General features: G+C 43.0%; 13 protein-coding genes and 2 riboswitches. Of the genes, 8 read left to right on the forward strand and 5 right to left on the reverse strand.

All coding sequences use genetic code 11. The annotated features are described in order from the left end of the window. Positions 1-9: 9 nt before the first annotated feature. From CSV60_RS16265 to CSV60_RS13865, 3 genes are all read left to right on the forward strand, one after another. The gene (locus CSV60_RS16265) at positions 10-150 is read left to right on the forward strand and encodes an IS3 family transposase (protein WP_369823649.1); all 141 of its coding nucleotides are present in this window, start codon (positions 10-12) and stop codon (positions 148-150) included. 249 nt (positions 151-399) lie between these two features. Next, positions 400-723 carry a GRAM domain-containing protein gene (locus CSV60_RS13860; protein WP_099637392.1) on the forward strand — a complete coding sequence of 108 codons (324 nt, stop codon included), beginning with the start codon at positions 400-402 and terminating at the stop codon, positions 721-723. A 140-nt stretch (positions 724-863) separates the two neighbouring features. Continuing rightward, positions 864-3,113 carry a DEAD/DEAH box helicase gene (locus tag CSV60_RS13865; RefSeq protein ID WP_233189636.1) on the forward strand — a complete coding sequence of 750 codons (2,250 nt, stop codon included), beginning with the start codon at positions 864-866 and terminating at the stop codon, positions 3,111-3,113. A gap of 108 nt (positions 3,114-3,221) precedes the next feature. On the opposite strand, the gene CSV60_RS13870 is transcribed toward CSV60_RS13865, so the two are convergent. Both CSV60_RS13870 and CSV60_RS13875 read right to left on the reverse strand, forming a co-directional pair. Continuing rightward, positions 3,222-6,278, reverse strand: coding sequence for a YhgE/Pip family protein (locus tag CSV60_RS13870; RefSeq protein ID WP_099637393.1), 3,057 nt, complete (start codon positions 6,276-6,278; stop codon positions 3,222-3,224). Positions 6,279-6,317: 39 nt separating this feature from the next. Further along, the gene (locus tag CSV60_RS13875) at positions 6,318-6,887 is read right to left on the reverse strand and encodes a TetR/AcrR family transcriptional regulator (protein WP_099637394.1); all 570 of its coding nucleotides are present in this window, start codon (positions 6,885-6,887) and stop codon (positions 6,318-6,320) included. 160 nt (positions 6,888-7,047) lie between these two features. Then, positions 7,048-7,145: riboswitch (TPP riboswitch) on the forward strand. 84 nt (positions 7,146-7,229) lie between these two features. On the opposite strand from CSV60_RS13875, the gene CSV60_RS13880 reads away from it, so the two are divergent. From CSV60_RS13880 to CSV60_RS13890, 3 genes are read left to right on the forward strand one after another with little or no spacing between them, the layout of a single operon-like run. Next, positions 7,230-8,000 carry an ABC transporter ATP-binding protein gene (locus CSV60_RS13880; protein WP_099637395.1) on the forward strand — a complete coding sequence of 257 codons (771 nt, stop codon included), beginning with the start codon at positions 7,230-7,232 and terminating at the stop codon, positions 7,998-8,000. Continuing rightward, positions 7,997-8,749 carry an ABC transporter permease gene (locus CSV60_RS13885; protein WP_233189637.1) on the forward strand — a complete coding sequence of 251 codons (753 nt, stop codon included), beginning with the start codon at positions 7,997-7,999 and terminating at the stop codon, positions 8,747-8,749. Before CSV60_RS13880 ends, CSV60_RS13885 begins: the two co-directional genes overlap by 4 nt. Beyond that, complete coding sequence (locus tag CSV60_RS13890) at positions 8,746-9,786, forward strand: ABC transporter substrate-binding protein (protein WP_099637396.1); 1,041 nt, start codon at positions 8,746-8,748, stop codon at positions 9,784-9,786. The genes CSV60_RS13885 and CSV60_RS13890 overlap by 4 nt, the downstream gene beginning before the upstream one ends. Before the next feature lie 67 nt (positions 9,787-9,853). Here the strand turns inward: CSV60_RS13890 and CSV60_RS13895 are convergent, their stop codons facing one another. Continuing rightward, positions 9,854-11,368, reverse strand: coding sequence for a S8 family peptidase (locus CSV60_RS13895; protein ID WP_099637397.1), 1,515 nt, complete (start codon positions 11,366-11,368; stop codon positions 9,854-9,856). 286 nt (positions 11,369-11,654) lie between these two features. Between CSV60_RS13895 and CSV60_RS13900 the strand changes: the two genes are divergently transcribed. After that, positions 11,655-12,728, forward strand: coding sequence for a YARHG domain-containing protein (locus tag CSV60_RS13900; RefSeq protein WP_099637398.1), 1,074 nt, complete (start codon positions 11,655-11,657; stop codon positions 12,726-12,728). 740 nt (positions 12,729-13,468) lie between these two features. On the opposite strand, the gene CSV60_RS13910 is transcribed toward CSV60_RS13900, so the two are convergent. Together CSV60_RS13910 and grpE are read right to left on the reverse strand one after the other, a co-directional pair. Then, positions 13,469-14,686, reverse strand: a complete 1,218-nt coding sequence (locus tag CSV60_RS13910; RefSeq protein ID WP_099637400.1) for a tetratricopeptide repeat protein — start codon at positions 14,684-14,686, stop codon at positions 13,469-13,471. A gap of 84 nt (positions 14,687-14,770) precedes the next feature. Continuing rightward, positions 14,771-15,361, reverse strand: a complete 591-nt coding sequence (gene grpE / locus CSV60_RS13915; RefSeq protein WP_158233186.1) for a nucleotide exchange factor GrpE — start codon at positions 15,359-15,361, stop codon at positions 14,771-14,773. 287 nt (positions 15,362-15,648) lie between these two features. Further along, positions 15,649-15,826, forward strand: a riboswitch (Lysine riboswitch). Positions 15,827-15,941: 115 nt separating this feature from the next. On the opposite strand from grpE, the gene dapA reads away from it, so the two are divergent. After that, the gene (dapA, locus tag CSV60_RS13920; protein WP_099637402.1) at positions 15,942-16,835 is read left to right on the forward strand and encodes a 4-hydroxy-tetrahydrodipicolinate synthase; all 894 of its coding nucleotides are present in this window, start codon (positions 15,942-15,944) and stop codon (positions 16,833-16,835) included. Positions 16,836-16,993: the final 158 nt, after the last annotated feature.

Here is a 16,993-nt window from a genome sequence, read left to right on the forward strand (position 1 = left end):
AAGACAGAGATGCCAGGTTTTGTAGAACCTGAAACGGAGTATGAAATGATTCAAGCGGTAACCGATTATATTTTATATTATAACGAAGTGCGACCACAAAAGAAACTATCTGGAACGCCTATTGCGTACAGAAACAATCAGGTCGCATGATAGATAAAAGATTACATACGGATTGTAGAGTACTTCTTCATGTGCGTTTTATCGAGTGTCTACTTGACAGGGTGTAAGTCAAGGCCATAGAGCGCTTAGGTCAAACACATTGATCGCTCGCGGACATGGATTGAGCAGATAGCGCGGGCGATAAAGCGCTTAAGCATATCAAGATGTCTTGTCTATACATATCTATAGAGGTAAAATGAAAATAGAGTCATAGATAAAATCCATAGAGGAGAGATCTGGATGACGAATTCTCGAGAAAACGAAAAAGTCCAATATGAATTACCTGTGGACTTGCGAAAGAGTATAGATTACGTCAGTGGCAACTTATTTATTACCAATCAGCGTTTCATCTTCCAGCCACGCAATATGCATTTTCAACGAGATGTTTTGGAATTCGATATTGCCGACATCAATAATATTGACTCCTCCTACGTGTTAGGCATTGTGCCGAACGGAATTACCGTCGAGTTAAAAGATGGAACTCTGCATACATTTGTTTTTGAGAGTTCACTATTTGTGAAGAAGTGCGATGAGATTATCAAGACGGTTTGGGATTTGATGTGAGAAGTGTGTTTCTACATGTTTTGTAAATCAAATACAATTTAAATAAAATGAATATTGAGAATCCTCTTGTGTTCGCCCTGTCTTTATTAGTACACTAAGTATAACGAATCACTGAATTGAATTATAAGAGGTGCATAGTTATGAAGATATCTGAACAGGAAATGAATCTAGAACTAGAAAAACTTCAGACTGAGAATAAGTACTTAAAAATGATAGTACAAAATTATTTGCCAGAACTTCAAATAAAACAATCTAATAGTTTAATTACCAATACTTCAACAGCACAACAAAAAGTTCAATTATTTCAAAGTGTATTTCGGGGTAGAACAGATGTATATGCAACTAGATGGAAGTTGGAGGATGGTAAGAGCGGATATTCACCAGTTCGTCGGAATAAGGCCAATACCCCTCTGACAGATCAAACCATTTATGATCATTTAAGTGGTAAGCACATTGTTGGTCTATATCCCTTGTTAGTAGATAACTCTTGTTGGTTTCTTGTTTTAGACTTTGATAAAAAGAATTGGCAGGATGATGTACTTGCATTCGTAAATGTTTGTAGAAGTATTCGGCTTCCTTTTAGCATTGAAAGATCCCGCTCTGGCAATGGAGCGCATGTATGGTTCTTCTTTTCAGAAGCCTTACCTTCCTCATTAGCTCGCACTCTTGGCAAAGCATTGATTGCACATGCGGATAAGAAAACATCTACTGAGCTAGATTCCTTTGATCGTTTATTTCCAAGTCAGGATTCTCTTGCAAATACTAGAAGCCTAGGAAACCTAATCGCTCTACCGCTACAACGCTATGCCCGAGACCTTGGCAATAGCGTTTTTGTTGATGAAGTCTTTCAACCATTTGAAGATCAATGGCTTTATTTATCTTGTTTAAATAAGGTGGATAAGAACATGGTTTACAAATACCTTCAGTTACTAAAAGTTCAAATTCCCTCTAATAAAGCTACTGGATATCCAACTACCGTAACAGCCATTAAGAAGAACGGTATTCATTTCAAATTAGAAGAACTTTCTGATGCACTTACATCACAACTCGAAAGTTTAGCTTCATTTGGGAACCCGGAGTATTTTAAAGCAAAAGCAAAAAGACTGTCGACGTATACCATACCTTCGGTGATTGACTGTTTCGATAAAACTACTTCTCATTTAATTCTTCCAAGAGGATGTGAGCAGGCAATCCAGGAATTAATGTCTTCTAAGGGAATTGAATTAGATTGGATAGATGAACGCTTTGCAGGAAGCCCTATAAAAACAGATTTCAATGGCACCTTATCATCACAACAGGTAGATGCACTTCAACAATTGCAAGCACATGATGGCGGTGTCTTAGCAGCCGCCACTGGATTTGGAAAAACCGTAACAGCAGCTGCTCTTATCGCTGAACAAAAAGTTAATACCCTTATCATAGTGAACCGTAAACAGTTACTAAATCAATGGATTGATCAGCTCTCCCTGTTTCTAGACTCACCCCGTAAGGAAATAGGCCAATTTGGCGGTGGAAAACGGATGCCTACAGGAAAAATTGATGTAGCCACCATACAAACATTAACCTCTAACGGAATTGATCCTATTATCACTCAATACGGTCAAATTATTATAGATGAATGCCATCATCTATCAGCTTATACTTCTGAACAATTAATGAAGATGGTTCGAGCAAAGTATGTATATGGCCTTACAGCCACACCAGCTCGTAAAGATGGACTTCACCCAATAATTACGATGCAATGTGGTCCAATTTTATATAAAACAGATGCTAAAGAACAAGCACTCATTCGCCCTTTTCATCATCTTATCTTTGAAAGAAGAACCTCTTATAAAACTACATCTGAAAATGTACAGCAAATGTACAATGAAATTGCAGAAGATACTAAGCGAAATGGACTTATTTTCGAAGACGTGCTTTTAGCATTGGAAGAAGGTAGGACGCCATTAATTCTGACCGAAAGAATAAGCCATGTTAATATACTTCACAGTATGTTTAAGGGATTCGCAAAAAACATTATAGTTCTTTCGGGAGAACTCTCTAAAAAAGAACAAAAGAAGGCATTAAATCTTCTCCGTGATTTATCAAGCGAAGAAGAACTCTTAATTATAGCGACAGGAAAATATATAGGTGAAGGATTTGATTTTCCTCGATTAGATGCGCTGTTCCTAACTATGCCGATCTCTTGGAAAGGTTTATTGACCCAATACGTAGGACGGTTACATCGCAACCACTCTACTAAACAAGAAGTACGCGTATACGATTATATTGACCAGAAAGTTCATGCCCTTATAAACATGGCCAAAAAGCGTTCAAAAGGCTTTAGGGATATGGGGTATGTTAATGGAGCGTGTGAGAATAGTAATTCGGAGCAAATGAAGCTATTTTAATGCAATAGTTTCGGAATATCCATTTAATTGAGACTCCAAAATCTAATTACACACGAATAGACTGTACAAAAAGTTAGTAAAACCACTTTCTGTACAGTCTTCATTCCATCACATCACAATATTACTTTCCTTCGCCTTCTTCATAAACTTATCACTCGATTTATTGAAAAACTTTTTCAATCCAAGCCCCACACCAAGCGCTATCGCGAAGTAGATGAGCAAATAAAGGATTTGTTTTAACGCTACTGCCCAGATGATTCCACCGATGGATTCACGCAATAAGGTGATCGCATGCGTGAATGGCATAAATGCAGATATCTGTTGGAAGAACTCTGGTGCCATCTGGATCGGGAATGTCCCCCCTGATGCACCGAGTTGCATGACCATTAAAATGATCGCGATGACTTTCCCGGTGTTACCGAATACGGACACGAGTGTGTAGACGATCGTAACGAATACGACGCTGATCAGTACACCGAATAATACAAATGGCAGCTTGTTGACGACGTAGACATTCATAATGAATAACTCACCAAGCGTGACGATCAACGATTGAATCGTGCCAATCCCAGCGAATATAATTAATCGCCCAAGATAGGTTTGATAGTTTTTGAATTGTGTCTTCTCTCGGATGTCGACTTTCAATGTAGACACCATCAACAACGCACCGACCCACAATGAAAGTGTCGTGTAAAACGGGCTCATGGCTGAACCGTAGTTTGGAATCGGATATAACGCATGTTCATTCAAGACGACCGGTTCAGCCAGAAACTTACTGACGCCTGTTGGATCCGTTGAAAGAATATCTAATAACCTATCTAAGTCTCCGTTTTCTTCTAACTTACGAATCTTTTCTGCCATCGTTTCAATGGTTTCACGTGCTTCTGGGAAGAGTTGTTGCGCTTTCGCCAAATCTGTTTTCCCAAGCGCCACGCCTTCCTCTGCTTTTTCAAGCGCAGTGCGCAGTCGTGGAATCCGTCCATTTACTTCATCCAGTACATCGGACACATCATACAATGCATTCGTTGCATCACGGATCGCGGATTTATACTTTCTTGTCAAATCACTATTGACGAAATCGATAGCTTCTCCAACCGAACGATCCAATTCTCCAGATACACGATCGACTTCAGCTAAATGCTTTTTGCCATTCGCTTTCGATTCATTGATTCGACCCACTAAACCGTCAACGGATGAATGGGCAGATGACAGGCTGTCTTGAACCGTTTTGATTCGTTCGATTTCATTGGACAGTTTATCCGAATTAATGAATTTCTCAAGATCCGTTAATCCATTTTGGATGGAGCCAATTGCCGAAAGTCCATTATCGATTCGGCCGACCATCGTTTGAAGTACACCGATCGTCACCTTCGGATCTTCCGCTGTTTCTAGCAATCCTGCAAGCTTCTCATCAATTTCTGTCTTCGAGGCTTGAAGTTCATTGAACCGATCGCGTAGTCCTTCGTCGAAAGTTTGTAGTTGTGCCATAGCATCTTGAATTGCATTTTGGCTATTCGTATTGAATTGATTGCGTGCATCGACAATCTTCTGCTGGCTTGCCTGTAGCTGTCCGTTTAGTTGATTCAACAACTCGAGGCTCGGTTTCTCCCCTTTAGTAATAGCGGCTTGCACTTTATCAATGGCCTGTTTGGTCGACGATAATTGATCCCGTAATGCGATGAATTTTTGTTGCAAACCGACAAGTTTGTCATTGCCTGTCACTTTACTTGCCGCTTCTAAAACAGAAATGACGGTATCCATTTTACCAATCTGACTTTCTATCGCAGTGGACATAGTGTCGAGTTGCTCCTGGTATTTACTGAAGTCAATGGATTCACGCTTACCGATTAAGCTTTGAACGACTTTCTGCGCATTGCTGTTTACTTCAGTCGCGCGATCTAATACGCTCGTCATATTTACGGAAAGCTCATTCAACTGCTTCATTAGCTTTTGAGTTTGCGGTGATAATACATTTTCGTAATTGCCTTTAATTTTTTCCATATCTTCAGCGAGTTTGTCAGACAGCGCTTGTGTTTGCGTAATTAAATCAGTCGCCGGATTGGTGCCATTCTGCAAAGTGGAAATGATCGTTTCCAAATTCTTTTTCAGACGGTTTAAATCTGTGACGCTATCATTCAAAGTACTTTGCAAATCTTTAATATTCGTAGAGTCTTTAAGATTCTGGTCTTGTTTTTTCAAATAATCGTAAATATCATCTAAACGCGCATTCGTATCTTCCAACTTGCCTTGCTTATCACGTAGCGAATCGACAAGACGATCGACATCTTCCCCTTTGCCTGACAGCTCGCTCGTCAAATTAGGTACTTTGCGAAATGCCGTCTGTGCACTCTCCAGGTTAGACGTAATGACGCGCAACGTGTGATCCACAGCCTTTTCATTCTCTTGCAACTTATTGATCAAGCGTGCGTTCAACTTTTTCGCATTGGCATGCACGGCATCGACATCGTCCAGTACGACATCTACGCGGTCGATAGATGAATCGGCAAAATCCAAGCCTTTATCTACCATCTGTAATTTTGAATAAATTTCAGGAATGTCATATTCCAATTGATAAATTACATCTCGTAGTTTTTCGATATTCACTCGATTTCCTTCAAGTTCTACTCCGAGATGATTGAATACCTTGAGGACTGCTTCATTCGCTTGTTCGACGAATGTTTTGTCGATATTTTCTACAATAGCAGACGCACCTTTGCCCGCTACTTTCGGAGAAATCGCATTGATTTTTTCATTAATATAATAATCCAATGATGGCTTTTTCATATCATCGGTTACGATACTGCTTAAATTCTCTGAGAAGTCTTCCGGAATGATGATCGCAGCATAGTAATCACCGTGTTTCACGCCTTTTAACGCTTCATCTTTCGTTACAAACTGCCAGCCAAGATCGTCGTTCTTAGTCAGCGAGACGAGGACTTCATCCCCGACATTGAATTCCTTATCCTCGATTTTCGCACCTACGTCTTCACTGACGATCGCGACTTCTACGCCTTTCGTATTGGAGTAGGGATCCCACGAGGCGAGGATGTTCATCCAAGCATAAAGGGAAGGTAGAAACGCAATGGCCGCAATGACAATGAGCGCAGCTTTATTCTTGAAGATATTCCGGAGATCCCGTCTGACTATGAACCGAATTTTATTCATCTAGTATAAACCCTCACTCTATATTCCGTCATGCGCACGTCATACTAACAAACTGGAGAAAATTGTATGGTTCAACACGTCCGTGATTTGCTTCTCCGTCAGCTGGTCATCGTGCGTTTTCGACCAATCGTTAACTAGTGCTACATATGATTTGAATAAAAGATATGCAATTAACTCGCTATCACATGGCTTCAATTCACCTTTTGCGATACCGCGATCAATCTTTCCAGCAATGAAATTCACTATTTCCTTCTCAATAGTAGTTAACACATCTCCTACAGCAGGTGTGCGCAACTCTTTCTCTTCTTCTATCAGTTTAATGAATAACTGATGCGTCTCGCGAAATTTCAGCAACTGCATAATACGCGCATGGGCATTCTCTTGAAAAGACGCTCCTTCTATCGCTGTCCGTTCAGAAATATCTTTCATTTCTTCAACCATTTTCCACACAATCGAATGAAATAATTCCTCTTTGTTTGAGAAAAACGTATAGATTGTACCCTTCCCTACATTCGCAATCTTCGCTACCTGATCCATCGTCGTCGCTTTATAGCCAAACATCGAAAATGATTTTTCAGCCGCCAATATGATTTCTTCTCTGCGATCCATGATGACACTCCCTTTAAAAGTGACCGAAATACCATTCCGGTCTGTTAGTCATTATATTACATAGATGACCAATTAAATGCAAGAGGTTTGCGGATTGTTACTAGAATAATTACTAAATTGAAGTTGACTACTTTACTAGACTATGTAACGATAAGAGTTGGATAAACACTAGGGGTGCTTTTGCTGAGAAAGGCGTTCGCCTTAACCCTTGAACCTGCACTAGATAATGCTAGCGGAGGGAAGTGGACATATGACGGATTTTGTCCGTACTATGCAACCGCTTCGCACAGAGAAGTGGTTTTTTTGTGTGAATTTTTTGAAGAAATGAGAAGTGGTAAGAATATGGTGAATAAAGTTTTAGAGTTTATGAATGTCTCTTTTCATTATCAAGCAACGAAAGCTTCGAAACCAACTGTTATTTTCGATCAAGTTAACTGGCACGTTAAAGAAGGCGAATTCGTTAGCATCATTGGACCAAGCGGGTATGGTAAAAGCACGTTATTCCGACTCATCACCGGCCTTGAGAACCCTGACAGTGGGAAGATTTCATTGAACGGAGAAGTGGCAACGAAGCGGTTAGGCAAAGTCGGCTATATGCCGCAGCAAGACTTACTCATGCCATGGCGAACGATTCTAGAAAATGTTCAATTACCAGTAGAACTTCAAGGACATAAACCTTCTTCCGATGAAATCATCCAGTTACTCGCTGACTTCGGACTAGTTGGAGAAGAAAACGCCTACCCTGGAAACTTATCCGGTGGGATGCGACAACGTGTTTCCTTTTTGCGAACGATCCTGACTGGCTCAAATATTTTATTATTGGACGAGCCATTCAGCGCACTCGATGCGATCACGCGGCTGACGATGCAAGAGTGGTTGATCGATCAATGGCAGAAACTCGATAAAACCATTGTCTTCATCACACATGATATCGACGAAGCCTTATTTCTATCCGATCGCATCTTTGTACTTGCTGAAAAGCCGGTGCAGACAATTCGCGAAGTCGTCGTGCCTCTCAGCCGACCACGCACGACGCGGGACTTGGCACGACCCGAACTGATGGAACTGAAAGAGCAACTGATTAGCGAGCTTCGTTCGGAGGCGCGGCTATGAAGAAGATGACTTCGTATAGTTGGTCGATACTTTTCGTCGCAATCGTACTTAGCGTATGGGAAATCGCAGCACGTCTTTACGACAAAAGCTTCCTCTTCCCGTCCCCTTCAGCAATTCTGATCAGATTATGGGAGCTGAAAACGGAGCTGTTTATCCACCACTTACCTCCGACTGCTTTAACTATTTTGATCGGCTTATCGATTTCGATCATCATCGGATCCACACTGGCGATTGCGATGTATAGTAAGAAGCCAATTGAGCAAGCGTTTTACCCAATTCTCATCGCGTCGCAAACGATTCCTGTCATTGCGCTCGCACCGATTTTTGTCTTATGGTTCGGCTACAGCATTTGGAGTAAAGTCGCGGTCACCGTCCTCATTACATTTTTCCCGATAACCGTCAGCGTGTTCGACGGCTTACGCTCGTCGGATAAAAACTTACGCGAATTAATGCGGACAATGGGCGCATCTTCAAAAGATATCTTCTATAAATTAGACCTACCTTCCGCTTTGCCATCTTTCTTCTCCGGGCTCAAAGTGGCGGTTACACTTAGCGTAATCGGTGCGGCAATTGGAGAATGGCTAGGCGCTCAGGCAGGACTCGGGTATTTTAGCAGAAGAATGATGACGCAATTTGACAGTGCTGCCGTATTTGCACCGATTGTCTTGCTTTCTGCAGTAGGCATAATCTTCTTTCTACTCGTCGTCGTATTAGAAAAACACTTTTTACACTGGAGGAATCATCAATGAAAAAACATCTGTTTCTTAGCATCACGTTTCTTCTATTACTGCTAGCTGGATGTACGAATGATGCGCCCACTACAGAACAAAAAGAGACACCTAGCAATGAAATGAAAAAAGTTAGTATCATGCTCGACTGGTATCCGAATGCCGTACATAGTTATCTATATGTAGCGCAGGAAAAAGGCTATTTCAATGAAGAAAACGTGGAGGTAGACATTCAATTTCCTGCCAATCCGACCGATCCAATGAACTTAACTGCAGCTGGAAAAGTGACACTTGGACTGTATTACCAACCCGATGTCATTTTAGCGCAAGCAAATGAAGATATTCCGGTTAAAGCGATTGCCTCCATCGTGCGTGAGCCGCTTAATTACACCGTCATGCTGGAAGAAAGCTCGATTCAATCACCAAAAGATCTTGAAGGCAAAACAATTGGCTATCCTGGAATTCCACTGAACGAATCGTTGATTAAAACGATGGTGACGAATGACGGTGGCGATTATGACAAAGTGAATATGATCGACGTCGGATTTGAACTAGAATCGTCACTCGTTTCAAAACGCGTCGATGCCGTGACAGGAACATTCATTAACCACGAAGTGCCTGTCATGGACTCCAAAGGATTCAAAACACGCTACTTTAATCCAGTAGACTATGGTGTGCCGAATTATAGTGAAATCGTGTTATTGACGAGTGATGATACATGGAATAAAGAACAAGAGGCCATTCAAGCTTTCTGGCGAGCAGCACAAAAAGGCTATGAATTTATGGTAGAACAGCCAGAAGAAGCCCTCGACCTCTTGCTGAACAACCAAGATCAAGCAAACTTCCCGTTAGACAAAGCAATCGAAACGGAAAGCTTACAAATTCTATTGCCTAAGATGGATACAAAGGGTGAAGCATTTGGCGCGCTGGATGAAACATCGTGGGAAGATGTGCGGGACTGGCTCCATGAAATGGAAATGATCAAGACGAAACCTGAAGTGGACGATATGATCTTAGATATCAGTACGGGGGAAATGTTTTCTAAAATTACGAAATAAACTACTCAAAAGGCTATTGCGAGAGTCTCCATGACTGATCGCAATAGCCTTTTTCGATTGTATGTGATTAGTCAGGATATACGGTAAACTTCACAGCAAAGGACTTCTTCATTGCAATCCCATTTTTATTCTGCAACCCTTGATCCACCCGTAAATAATGAACTCCTGGCTGCCATTCTTTAGTTGGGGTAATGAATAATTGAGCATTATTTTTAGGATTCACTTGCGCTGTAAAACTCTCGATACGTTCTGTACTGTCTGGCGTACGGGTAATAAAAATATGTGAAGCCTGCTCTTTTCCAAGTGGCAATTCGCTTGTAAATTTGATTGTGAATACTTTATTCGGTAGTACCTCCAATTCTGGAAAATCACCGGTAAATTCATTAGGTGGAGCAGGTGTAGTGACAGCAGGCAGCGCGTTACTAAGTCGTTCTATATTGACTAAACCTGCACCGAAATAAATATCTTTACCTGGTGCCCCTAAGTCAGTCGCTGTCATTACAAGTAGCCGACTAATCTCAGCAGGCGTTGCTTCAGGTTTCAAAGACCTCACTAAAGCCGCGGCACCTGCTACCATAGGTCCTGAAAAAGAGGTTCCACTGACTGATAGATAGCTATTATTGATTGAAGTGGTATAGATTGCTGCGCCCGGAGCAACTAAGCTAACGTGAGAGTTATAGTTTGAAAAGGAAGCGCGCTGATTATCTCTTTCCGTTGCCCCAACTGAAATGACAGATGGATAAGACGCGGGAAACATGATGGCATTCCCCTTCGTTGCATCGTTTCCTGCTGACGCAACGACCGTGATACCCGATTCCACTGCACGCTGAATCGCCTTTTCCTCAAATTGGGAATATTGACTACCCCCGTAACTCATGTTAATCACATCGACTTGCTTTAGGATGGCATAATCAATTGCCTTGATACTATCCGAAACTTTACTAAGACCGTCCAGGTGCGAGATTTTCAACGGCAATACGTTGGTGTCATATCCTCCCGCAATTCCCACTCCCCCTAGATTATTCCCAGCCCTAGAGGCAATCACTCCCGCGATAGCCGTTCCATGACCGTTGACGTCTTGAACATTCGAATTATCTGCGTAGAAATTATAACCGCCTGGCTGAATTCGACCCTGTAAGTCTTCATGATACAAATCAATGCCAGAATCAATGACGGCGACGACAGTCTTTTTCTTTTGCTCTTGCACCCGAGACCACATCAACTGCGGCTTCACTTGTGGAATCCACCACTGCTTCACAAGAATAGGATCGTTGAATTGGACATGCGAATAACGTGCATGATTCGTTTCAACATGCAAGACGTTTGGATCTTCGAGAAGTTGTTCTTTCATCAACAGCATCTCAGCTGAATCTGTAAAACTCCATAACTCCACATCGTCCGTGATTGTTTCACGACTTTCTACACCGGGCAAGTTTCCGTCTACCGAAAATGCCTGGCGAGTTTCTTCATACTCCACCAATAACTCATGTGAAACGGCTTCTGCATTGACTGTCCCTTGAAATCCAAGTACCGCCAGCAAACCAATACATACCATCAAAAATATACGATGCTGTCCTTTCATTCGCGCCTCTTTTCTTCCCTGTCACACTTTAGCAATATGGGAATCTTTTAAACCATTATAACTTACCATTTACCATCTTCATACATCCTATACGTTATATAGGACTATTTTATATGACGAATCTTGAATAATCCACTTTCCTGCATATTCAGTGCCCCACTTCCTTTACGCCACAACCCTCCTTACATCTAGAATAATCCCGTCAGTCATAGTATAATCTTGACTACATTGGTATCTATACTCGCATTCAAAAGATAGAACCATAGCATGAAGTAGGAGAATTCACATGAAAAAATGTCCGATATGTAATGAACTGAATAGAAACCAGCAAGAGTACTGTACAAACTGCAAAACGTTTCTCGTATCACGCAATTTGAATAAAAAACGGTCGTTACTGAAAATCCCATTGTATCCGATTGTATTACTAGTTATTGTGCTAGTCGCGATTTCGAGCTATTACGCTATGGAAACGAAATACGGTCGAAAGGCAACAACAGAGCACTTCATTTCAGCGCTGATCGAGCAAGATCAAGACACATTGCATGAAATGATTATGCCGAAAGATAGTCGTATTTCGATTAACGCAGAAAGTATTCAAGCATTGCTTACGTTGGTTGAGAAAAATCCTTCCATCGTTCAAGTAATAGAAACCAATTTAAAAGCAAAGACCGACAACGGTATGTTCTCTATGCATGTAACAGGAAAGCGATTCGGCCTCTTCCCCCACTATACAATTAATCCGGCGGGCTATATTCTCAAAGTGAAATCTATCGGGGAGGAAACCGTACTATCGATCCACGATACAGAGATAGGCTATATTAAAAAAAGTAATGAACAAGCGGAATTTGGCCCGTATATGGCAGGGATTTATCCCATCAAAATGACGACAACTTTACAGGACGAAAGCGTACGTGAAGAAATTCAAGCGAACGTATTCGGCGCAAAGCAATCGGTTCATCTCGCTTTTGATTCCATCAAAGAATTGGCCATCGAAACCAACGTGGAAACTGACAATGATTTGCCAGTTGTACAAAACGACGTCGTGAAGGAAGAACCTGTCGAAACGGTTATTGTCAAAGAAGTAATTAAAGAAGTGCCTGCTAGCGGTTCAAATGATCATTTCATCATCTCGTACAGCGGTGACGTGTTCCTCGACAAATCCGATCTAAAAGGACTGTCAAAAGAGGAATTGCGTCTAGCCCGCAATGAAATCTATGCGCGGCACGGCTATGTATTCAAATCAAAAGAACTGCAAAACTACTTTGGCTCACAGTCTTGGTACGAACCGAATCCGTCTTTTGACGGAAAGATGACCAAGTGGGAGAAACATAATATTGAATTGATTCAATCACTGGAATAACAGAAGGAGCAATCCGCGAAGTCAGTTGACTTCGCGGATTGCTCCTGTTTTTTTGTGGTTTGGGTGGGTTGGCGCGGTGGGGACGTACAATAGCGCGGTCTGCTCTGACTTTAGCGCGGTGCGGACGCGCAATGGCGCGGTCTGCCCTGGCTTTAGCGCGGTGGGGACGCACAATGGCGCGGTACACCCTGACTTTAGCGCGGTGCGGACGCGCAATGGCGCGGTCTGCACTGACTTTAGCGCGGTGTGAACACGCAATGGCGCGGTCCACCCTGATTTTAGCGCGGTGCAGGCACGCAATAGCGCGGTCCACCCCAACATTAGCGCGGTGTGAACACGCAATAGCGCGGTCCGCCCTGACTTTAGCGCGGTGTGGGCGCACAATTGCGCGGTGTGGGCGCACAATTGCGCGGTCTGCCCTAACTTTAGCGCGATGCGGACACACAATAGCGCGGTCTGCCCTAACTTTGGCGCGATACGGGCACGCAATGGCGCGGTCCGCCCTGACTTTAGCGCGGTGTGGGCGCACAATTGCGCGGTCCGCCCTAGCTTTAGCGCCGTATTCACACACAATAGCGCGGTCCGCCCTGACTTTGGCGCGGTGAGGACGCACAATTGCGCGGTCCGCCCCAACTTTAGCGCGGTGTGAACACACAATAGCGCGGTCCACCCCAACTTTAGCGCTGTGCCGACACACAATAGCGCGGCACTCACACTCAATCCCCTAACCCAAAACCAACTCAGCTAGCTGCCTCGTCTTCCTCTCCACTCTCACCATCCACTACCAACTTCTTCATAGCCCTCGCTTCATAAGTCACCCAATCTTCATTCGACTTATGAATCAATTCATCTAGAATCGACACAGCTTGAGTCTCTTTGCCAAGCTGCCACAAAGCGCGGCTTTCTTGAAGACGGATGCCTTCTCGATAAGGTGATTCCTGATAATTCACATCTTTTTCTTGACGGAAAGCCTTCGCGATCTCCACTACATCTTCATATTTCTGCTCGCGCAAATAACTCGAAGCGAGGAAGTACGAGGCATCATCGGTGAAGTAATCACTTTCTTCCGTACGCACAGCATATTCCAAATACACAACTGCTGCTGGAAAGTCTTCTTTTAAAAATTGCCTGTAGCCTTCATTATAGTACGTTTTCGCCGCTTCATTTGAAACGAATTCAAGCGTGGCTTCCTTTTTAGGTTTTGTGACTACCTTTTCAACCGGCTTGTCTTTCTTCGGCACAGTCTCTGAAATAACAGGCTTTTTCGCCGGTGCTGGAGTTGGCGACTCCGTAGCGGTTTCAGGTTGTGCTAGAAGATTGGCTAGTAGCCAGACGACGGATACCAAGAGGACAGTCGCAACACTAGCAAGGAATACTACCGCCTCTTTTTTCAGCTTGCGCTTTCGCTTAGGCTTTGGAACCGGGCGTGGGATATCTGGACGCGGAGGTTCTGCCGCCACGACACGTTTAATTGTCGAATCATCGAGCGCATACAAAGGTAACCCCGCCGTATAGCGAGATAATGTGCCGCTTTCATAACGTGCCAACAAGATCGTTTTCATACGATATAATTCAATCGGGATGGGCAATTTTCCTGCTAGTTGCATCGCGTGATCTATGATATGTAATGCTTTTTCGCCAAATCCTAGCTGAATTTCCGATACTGCATCGTTATATTTAGCGATGATCTGCGTGTACGTATCCCAATTGTCGGTAATCGTTTGTTGTAACTTGACGGCATGTAGCTCATCGCTATCTAGTTCCTTCAAGTAGGCCAATGCCACATGCAAATTTCCGACCTTGCTCTCAAGCAATGCTTTATGCCACAGAATCTGCTTGCGGCTCACATTTAGCTTTTCCAGTTCACGTATCGTATCAAGCGCTAATGTATAACGTTTCTGTCGTATTTCTTGTTGCATTTGTTGAACTAACATGGGAACGTTAGTGAATGAACTCATTGAATCACCTCCACCTACTAAACGGGCTTGCGTAGTGACTCACCCATTGATCAATTGTTATGCTCGTCATACACGTTCCCCCTTTTACGAAACCGTTTTCACTAGTGCATCTTGAATGACTTGACCTTCGATTGAAAAGGCTCTGCGGAATACAGCCGCCACTTTAAAACGCTCAATCCCTTGCGCTTCTTCTTCGGGGATTGTGCCAACCGCTTCCATATAGCTTTCATCGAAATACTCATCGTACACCGGCAGCTCTGTTATGCCGATTTCTTCCAGTAATAAATGCGCTTGATCCAACACTGCATCCAACTGTGCGATCAAATCGACCGATTCGGGATCAACCGTTTGACGTACATCTTCAAATAAACTAAAGATCTGCACTGCACGTTTAGCCATTTGAACACGGTCTTCCTGTGCTTCATCTTGCAAACGCGTGATTGCCTCGTCTACGGGCAAAACGGCTTGATTGCTCTCAAACAATTCTTCTAGAGAGCGGAAACTCGTCGAGGTAAATTGCTGAAATTGCTTTAAATCTTCTTGCGTGACAGGCTTCTCGATAGGATCTACTTCGAAATCATCAATCGTAATTTTCTCCAACTGTAATAATTCTTTGTCTAGTATACGCTGTAACTCTTCCGGCCTGTTATTCGCGGACTCATGTATAGTACTCATCGAATTCCCCTTTTCAGAAAACATATGTAATGCATAAATCAAGCAAGAAAAGCCCAGTTTACTCTTAGGCTATTATACTGATAAGATAGCACTTTTTGGTGGCTAACACAATACTGGGCGATGAATTGTCGAAGGAATGAGGCGACTTCCGTACACTTGTAGACGCATTGTTGCACGAAGTGTCATTGATAGACAAAACAATCATCTAAAAAACTAAAGGTTGCTATTTCTTCAGATACCAAGTACAGTAGGGGTAATTAAACTTTCACTTATTTCGATAATTCGGAAATAAGGATAGAGGCGCAAAAACCATTAGTACGCAATTAGAGGATCATGAGGTCCTGTGAAGATTGTGGAAAGGGGAATTTGCCGAAGCGGCGAGACTCTCATGACCTCCAAGCTGATTCTGGACTGAACAAGTGCAGGATTGTCATATGGGAAACTGTATGGTGGGCTATCTCGTGCAAAGAAATAATTCATTATTTCAACGCAACAGCGAGCCCTCGTTGTTGCTTTTTGCGTTCAATTATATCGCCCCCACCTCTATGTTTTTTAATAAAATGATAGGATGTGGAGAATAATGAATTTCGGATCAATTATGACAGCGATGGTAACTCCGTTTGATGAAAGAGGAGACATCGATTACCCAGCAACAAAAACCTTAATCAATCACTTACTAGCCAATGGAACAGACGCACTAGTTGTCGCAGGTACGACAGGAGAATCCCCTACTCTTACCGCACAAGAGAAAGTGGATCTATTCAAATTCACCGTGCAAACAGTTGCAGGACGTGCCCCGGTTATTGCAGGTACAGGAACGAACAGCACAAGAGAATCCATTGATTTGACGATCCAAGCAGAAGAAGCTGGCGTCGACGGAATCATGCTCGTCGTCCCGTACTATAATAAGCCTTGTCAAGAAGGGTTGTACCAACACTTCAAGACGGTTGCCCAAACGACTACATTACCGATCATGCTTTACAACATCCCGGGACGTAGCGCTGTGAACATGTTGCCGGAAACGATTATCCGATTGGCTAACAACGTATCGAATATTACTTCTGTCAAAGAAGCGAGTGGGGATCTAGAAGCCGTTGCGGCGATTATCGAACATACCGGAGATGACTTCTTTGTCTACACAGGTGATGACGCGTCTACACTTCCTGTACTAGCTATTGGTGGCACAGGCATCGTGTCGGTTTCTGCCCATATTATAGGAAATGAAATGGCGGAAATGGTGCGCCACTTTAAAACTGGCAATACAAAGCAAGCCGCTACCATCTACCGTGGCCTATTGCCGATCATGCAAGCAATGTTTGCTGCACCGAACCCTTCCCCAACGAAAGCTGCGTTGAACTTGATGGGCGTACCGGTTGGTGGCGTTCGTTTGCCTATGATTGCATTGCCTGACGAACAGGTAGAATCATTGAAAGACCTTCTAGCGCTTCGAAACCAAACTGCAATCGGTCTTTGATTGATATAGAGAAACTACATTAAGCTGTTGCGAGACGACTATGTCATTTGGTCGTCTTGCAGCAGCTTTTTGGGTACCAGGTCCCCACACAACTTTCGCACAATTTGGGGATGGTACCAGGTCCCCACAAAATTCTCACACAATTCAAATTCAAAAAA

Source organism: Sporosarcina sp. P7 (assembly GCF_002743425.1).
GTDB lineage: Bacteria > Bacillota > Bacilli > Bacillales_A > Planococcaceae > Sporosarcina.

Excerpts from the sequence above, each read along its gene's own strand:
- CSV60_RS16265 (WP_369823649.1), top strand. The coding sequence starts at position 10 with ATGCCAGGTTTTGTAGAACCTGAAACGGAGTATGAAATGATTCAAGCG.
- CSV60_RS13860 (WP_099637392.1), top strand. The coding sequence starts at position 400 with ATGACGAATTCTCGAGAAAACGAAAAAGTCCAATATGAATTACCTGTG.
- CSV60_RS13865 (WP_233189636.1), top strand. The coding sequence starts at position 864 with ATGAAGATATCTGAACAGGAAATGAATCTAGAACTAGAAAAACTTCAG.
- CSV60_RS13870 (WP_099637393.1), bottom strand. The coding sequence starts at position 6,278 with ATGAATAAAATTCGGTTCATAGTCAGACGGGATCTCCGGAATATCTTC.
- CSV60_RS13875 (WP_099637394.1), bottom strand. The coding sequence starts at position 6,887 with ATGGATCGCAGAGAAGAAATCATATTGGCGGCTGAAAAATCATTTTCG.
- CSV60_RS13880 (WP_099637395.1), top strand. The coding sequence starts at position 7,230 with ATGGTGAATAAAGTTTTAGAGTTTATGAATGTCTCTTTTCATTATCAA.
- CSV60_RS13885 (WP_233189637.1), top strand. The coding sequence starts at position 7,997 with ATGAAGAAGATGACTTCGTATAGTTGGTCGATACTTTTCGTCGCAATC.
- CSV60_RS13890 (WP_099637396.1), top strand. The coding sequence starts at position 8,746 with ATGAAAAAACATCTGTTTCTTAGCATCACGTTTCTTCTATTACTGCTA.
- CSV60_RS13895 (WP_099637397.1), bottom strand. The coding sequence starts at position 11,368 with ATGAAAGGACAGCATCGTATATTTTTGATGGTATGTATTGGTTTGCTG.
- CSV60_RS13900 (WP_099637398.1), top strand. The coding sequence starts at position 11,655 with ATGAAAAAATGTCCGATATGTAATGAACTGAATAGAAACCAGCAAGAG.
- CSV60_RS13910 (WP_099637400.1), bottom strand. The coding sequence starts at position 14,686 with ATGAGTTCATTCACTAACGTTCCCATGTTAGTTCAACAAATGCAACAA.
- grpE (WP_158233186.1), bottom strand. The coding sequence starts at position 15,361 with ATGAGTACTATACATGAGTCCGCGAATAACAGGCCGGAAGAGTTACAG.
- dapA (WP_099637402.1), top strand. The coding sequence starts at position 15,942 with ATGAATTTCGGATCAATTATGACAGCGATGGTAACTCCGTTTGATGAA.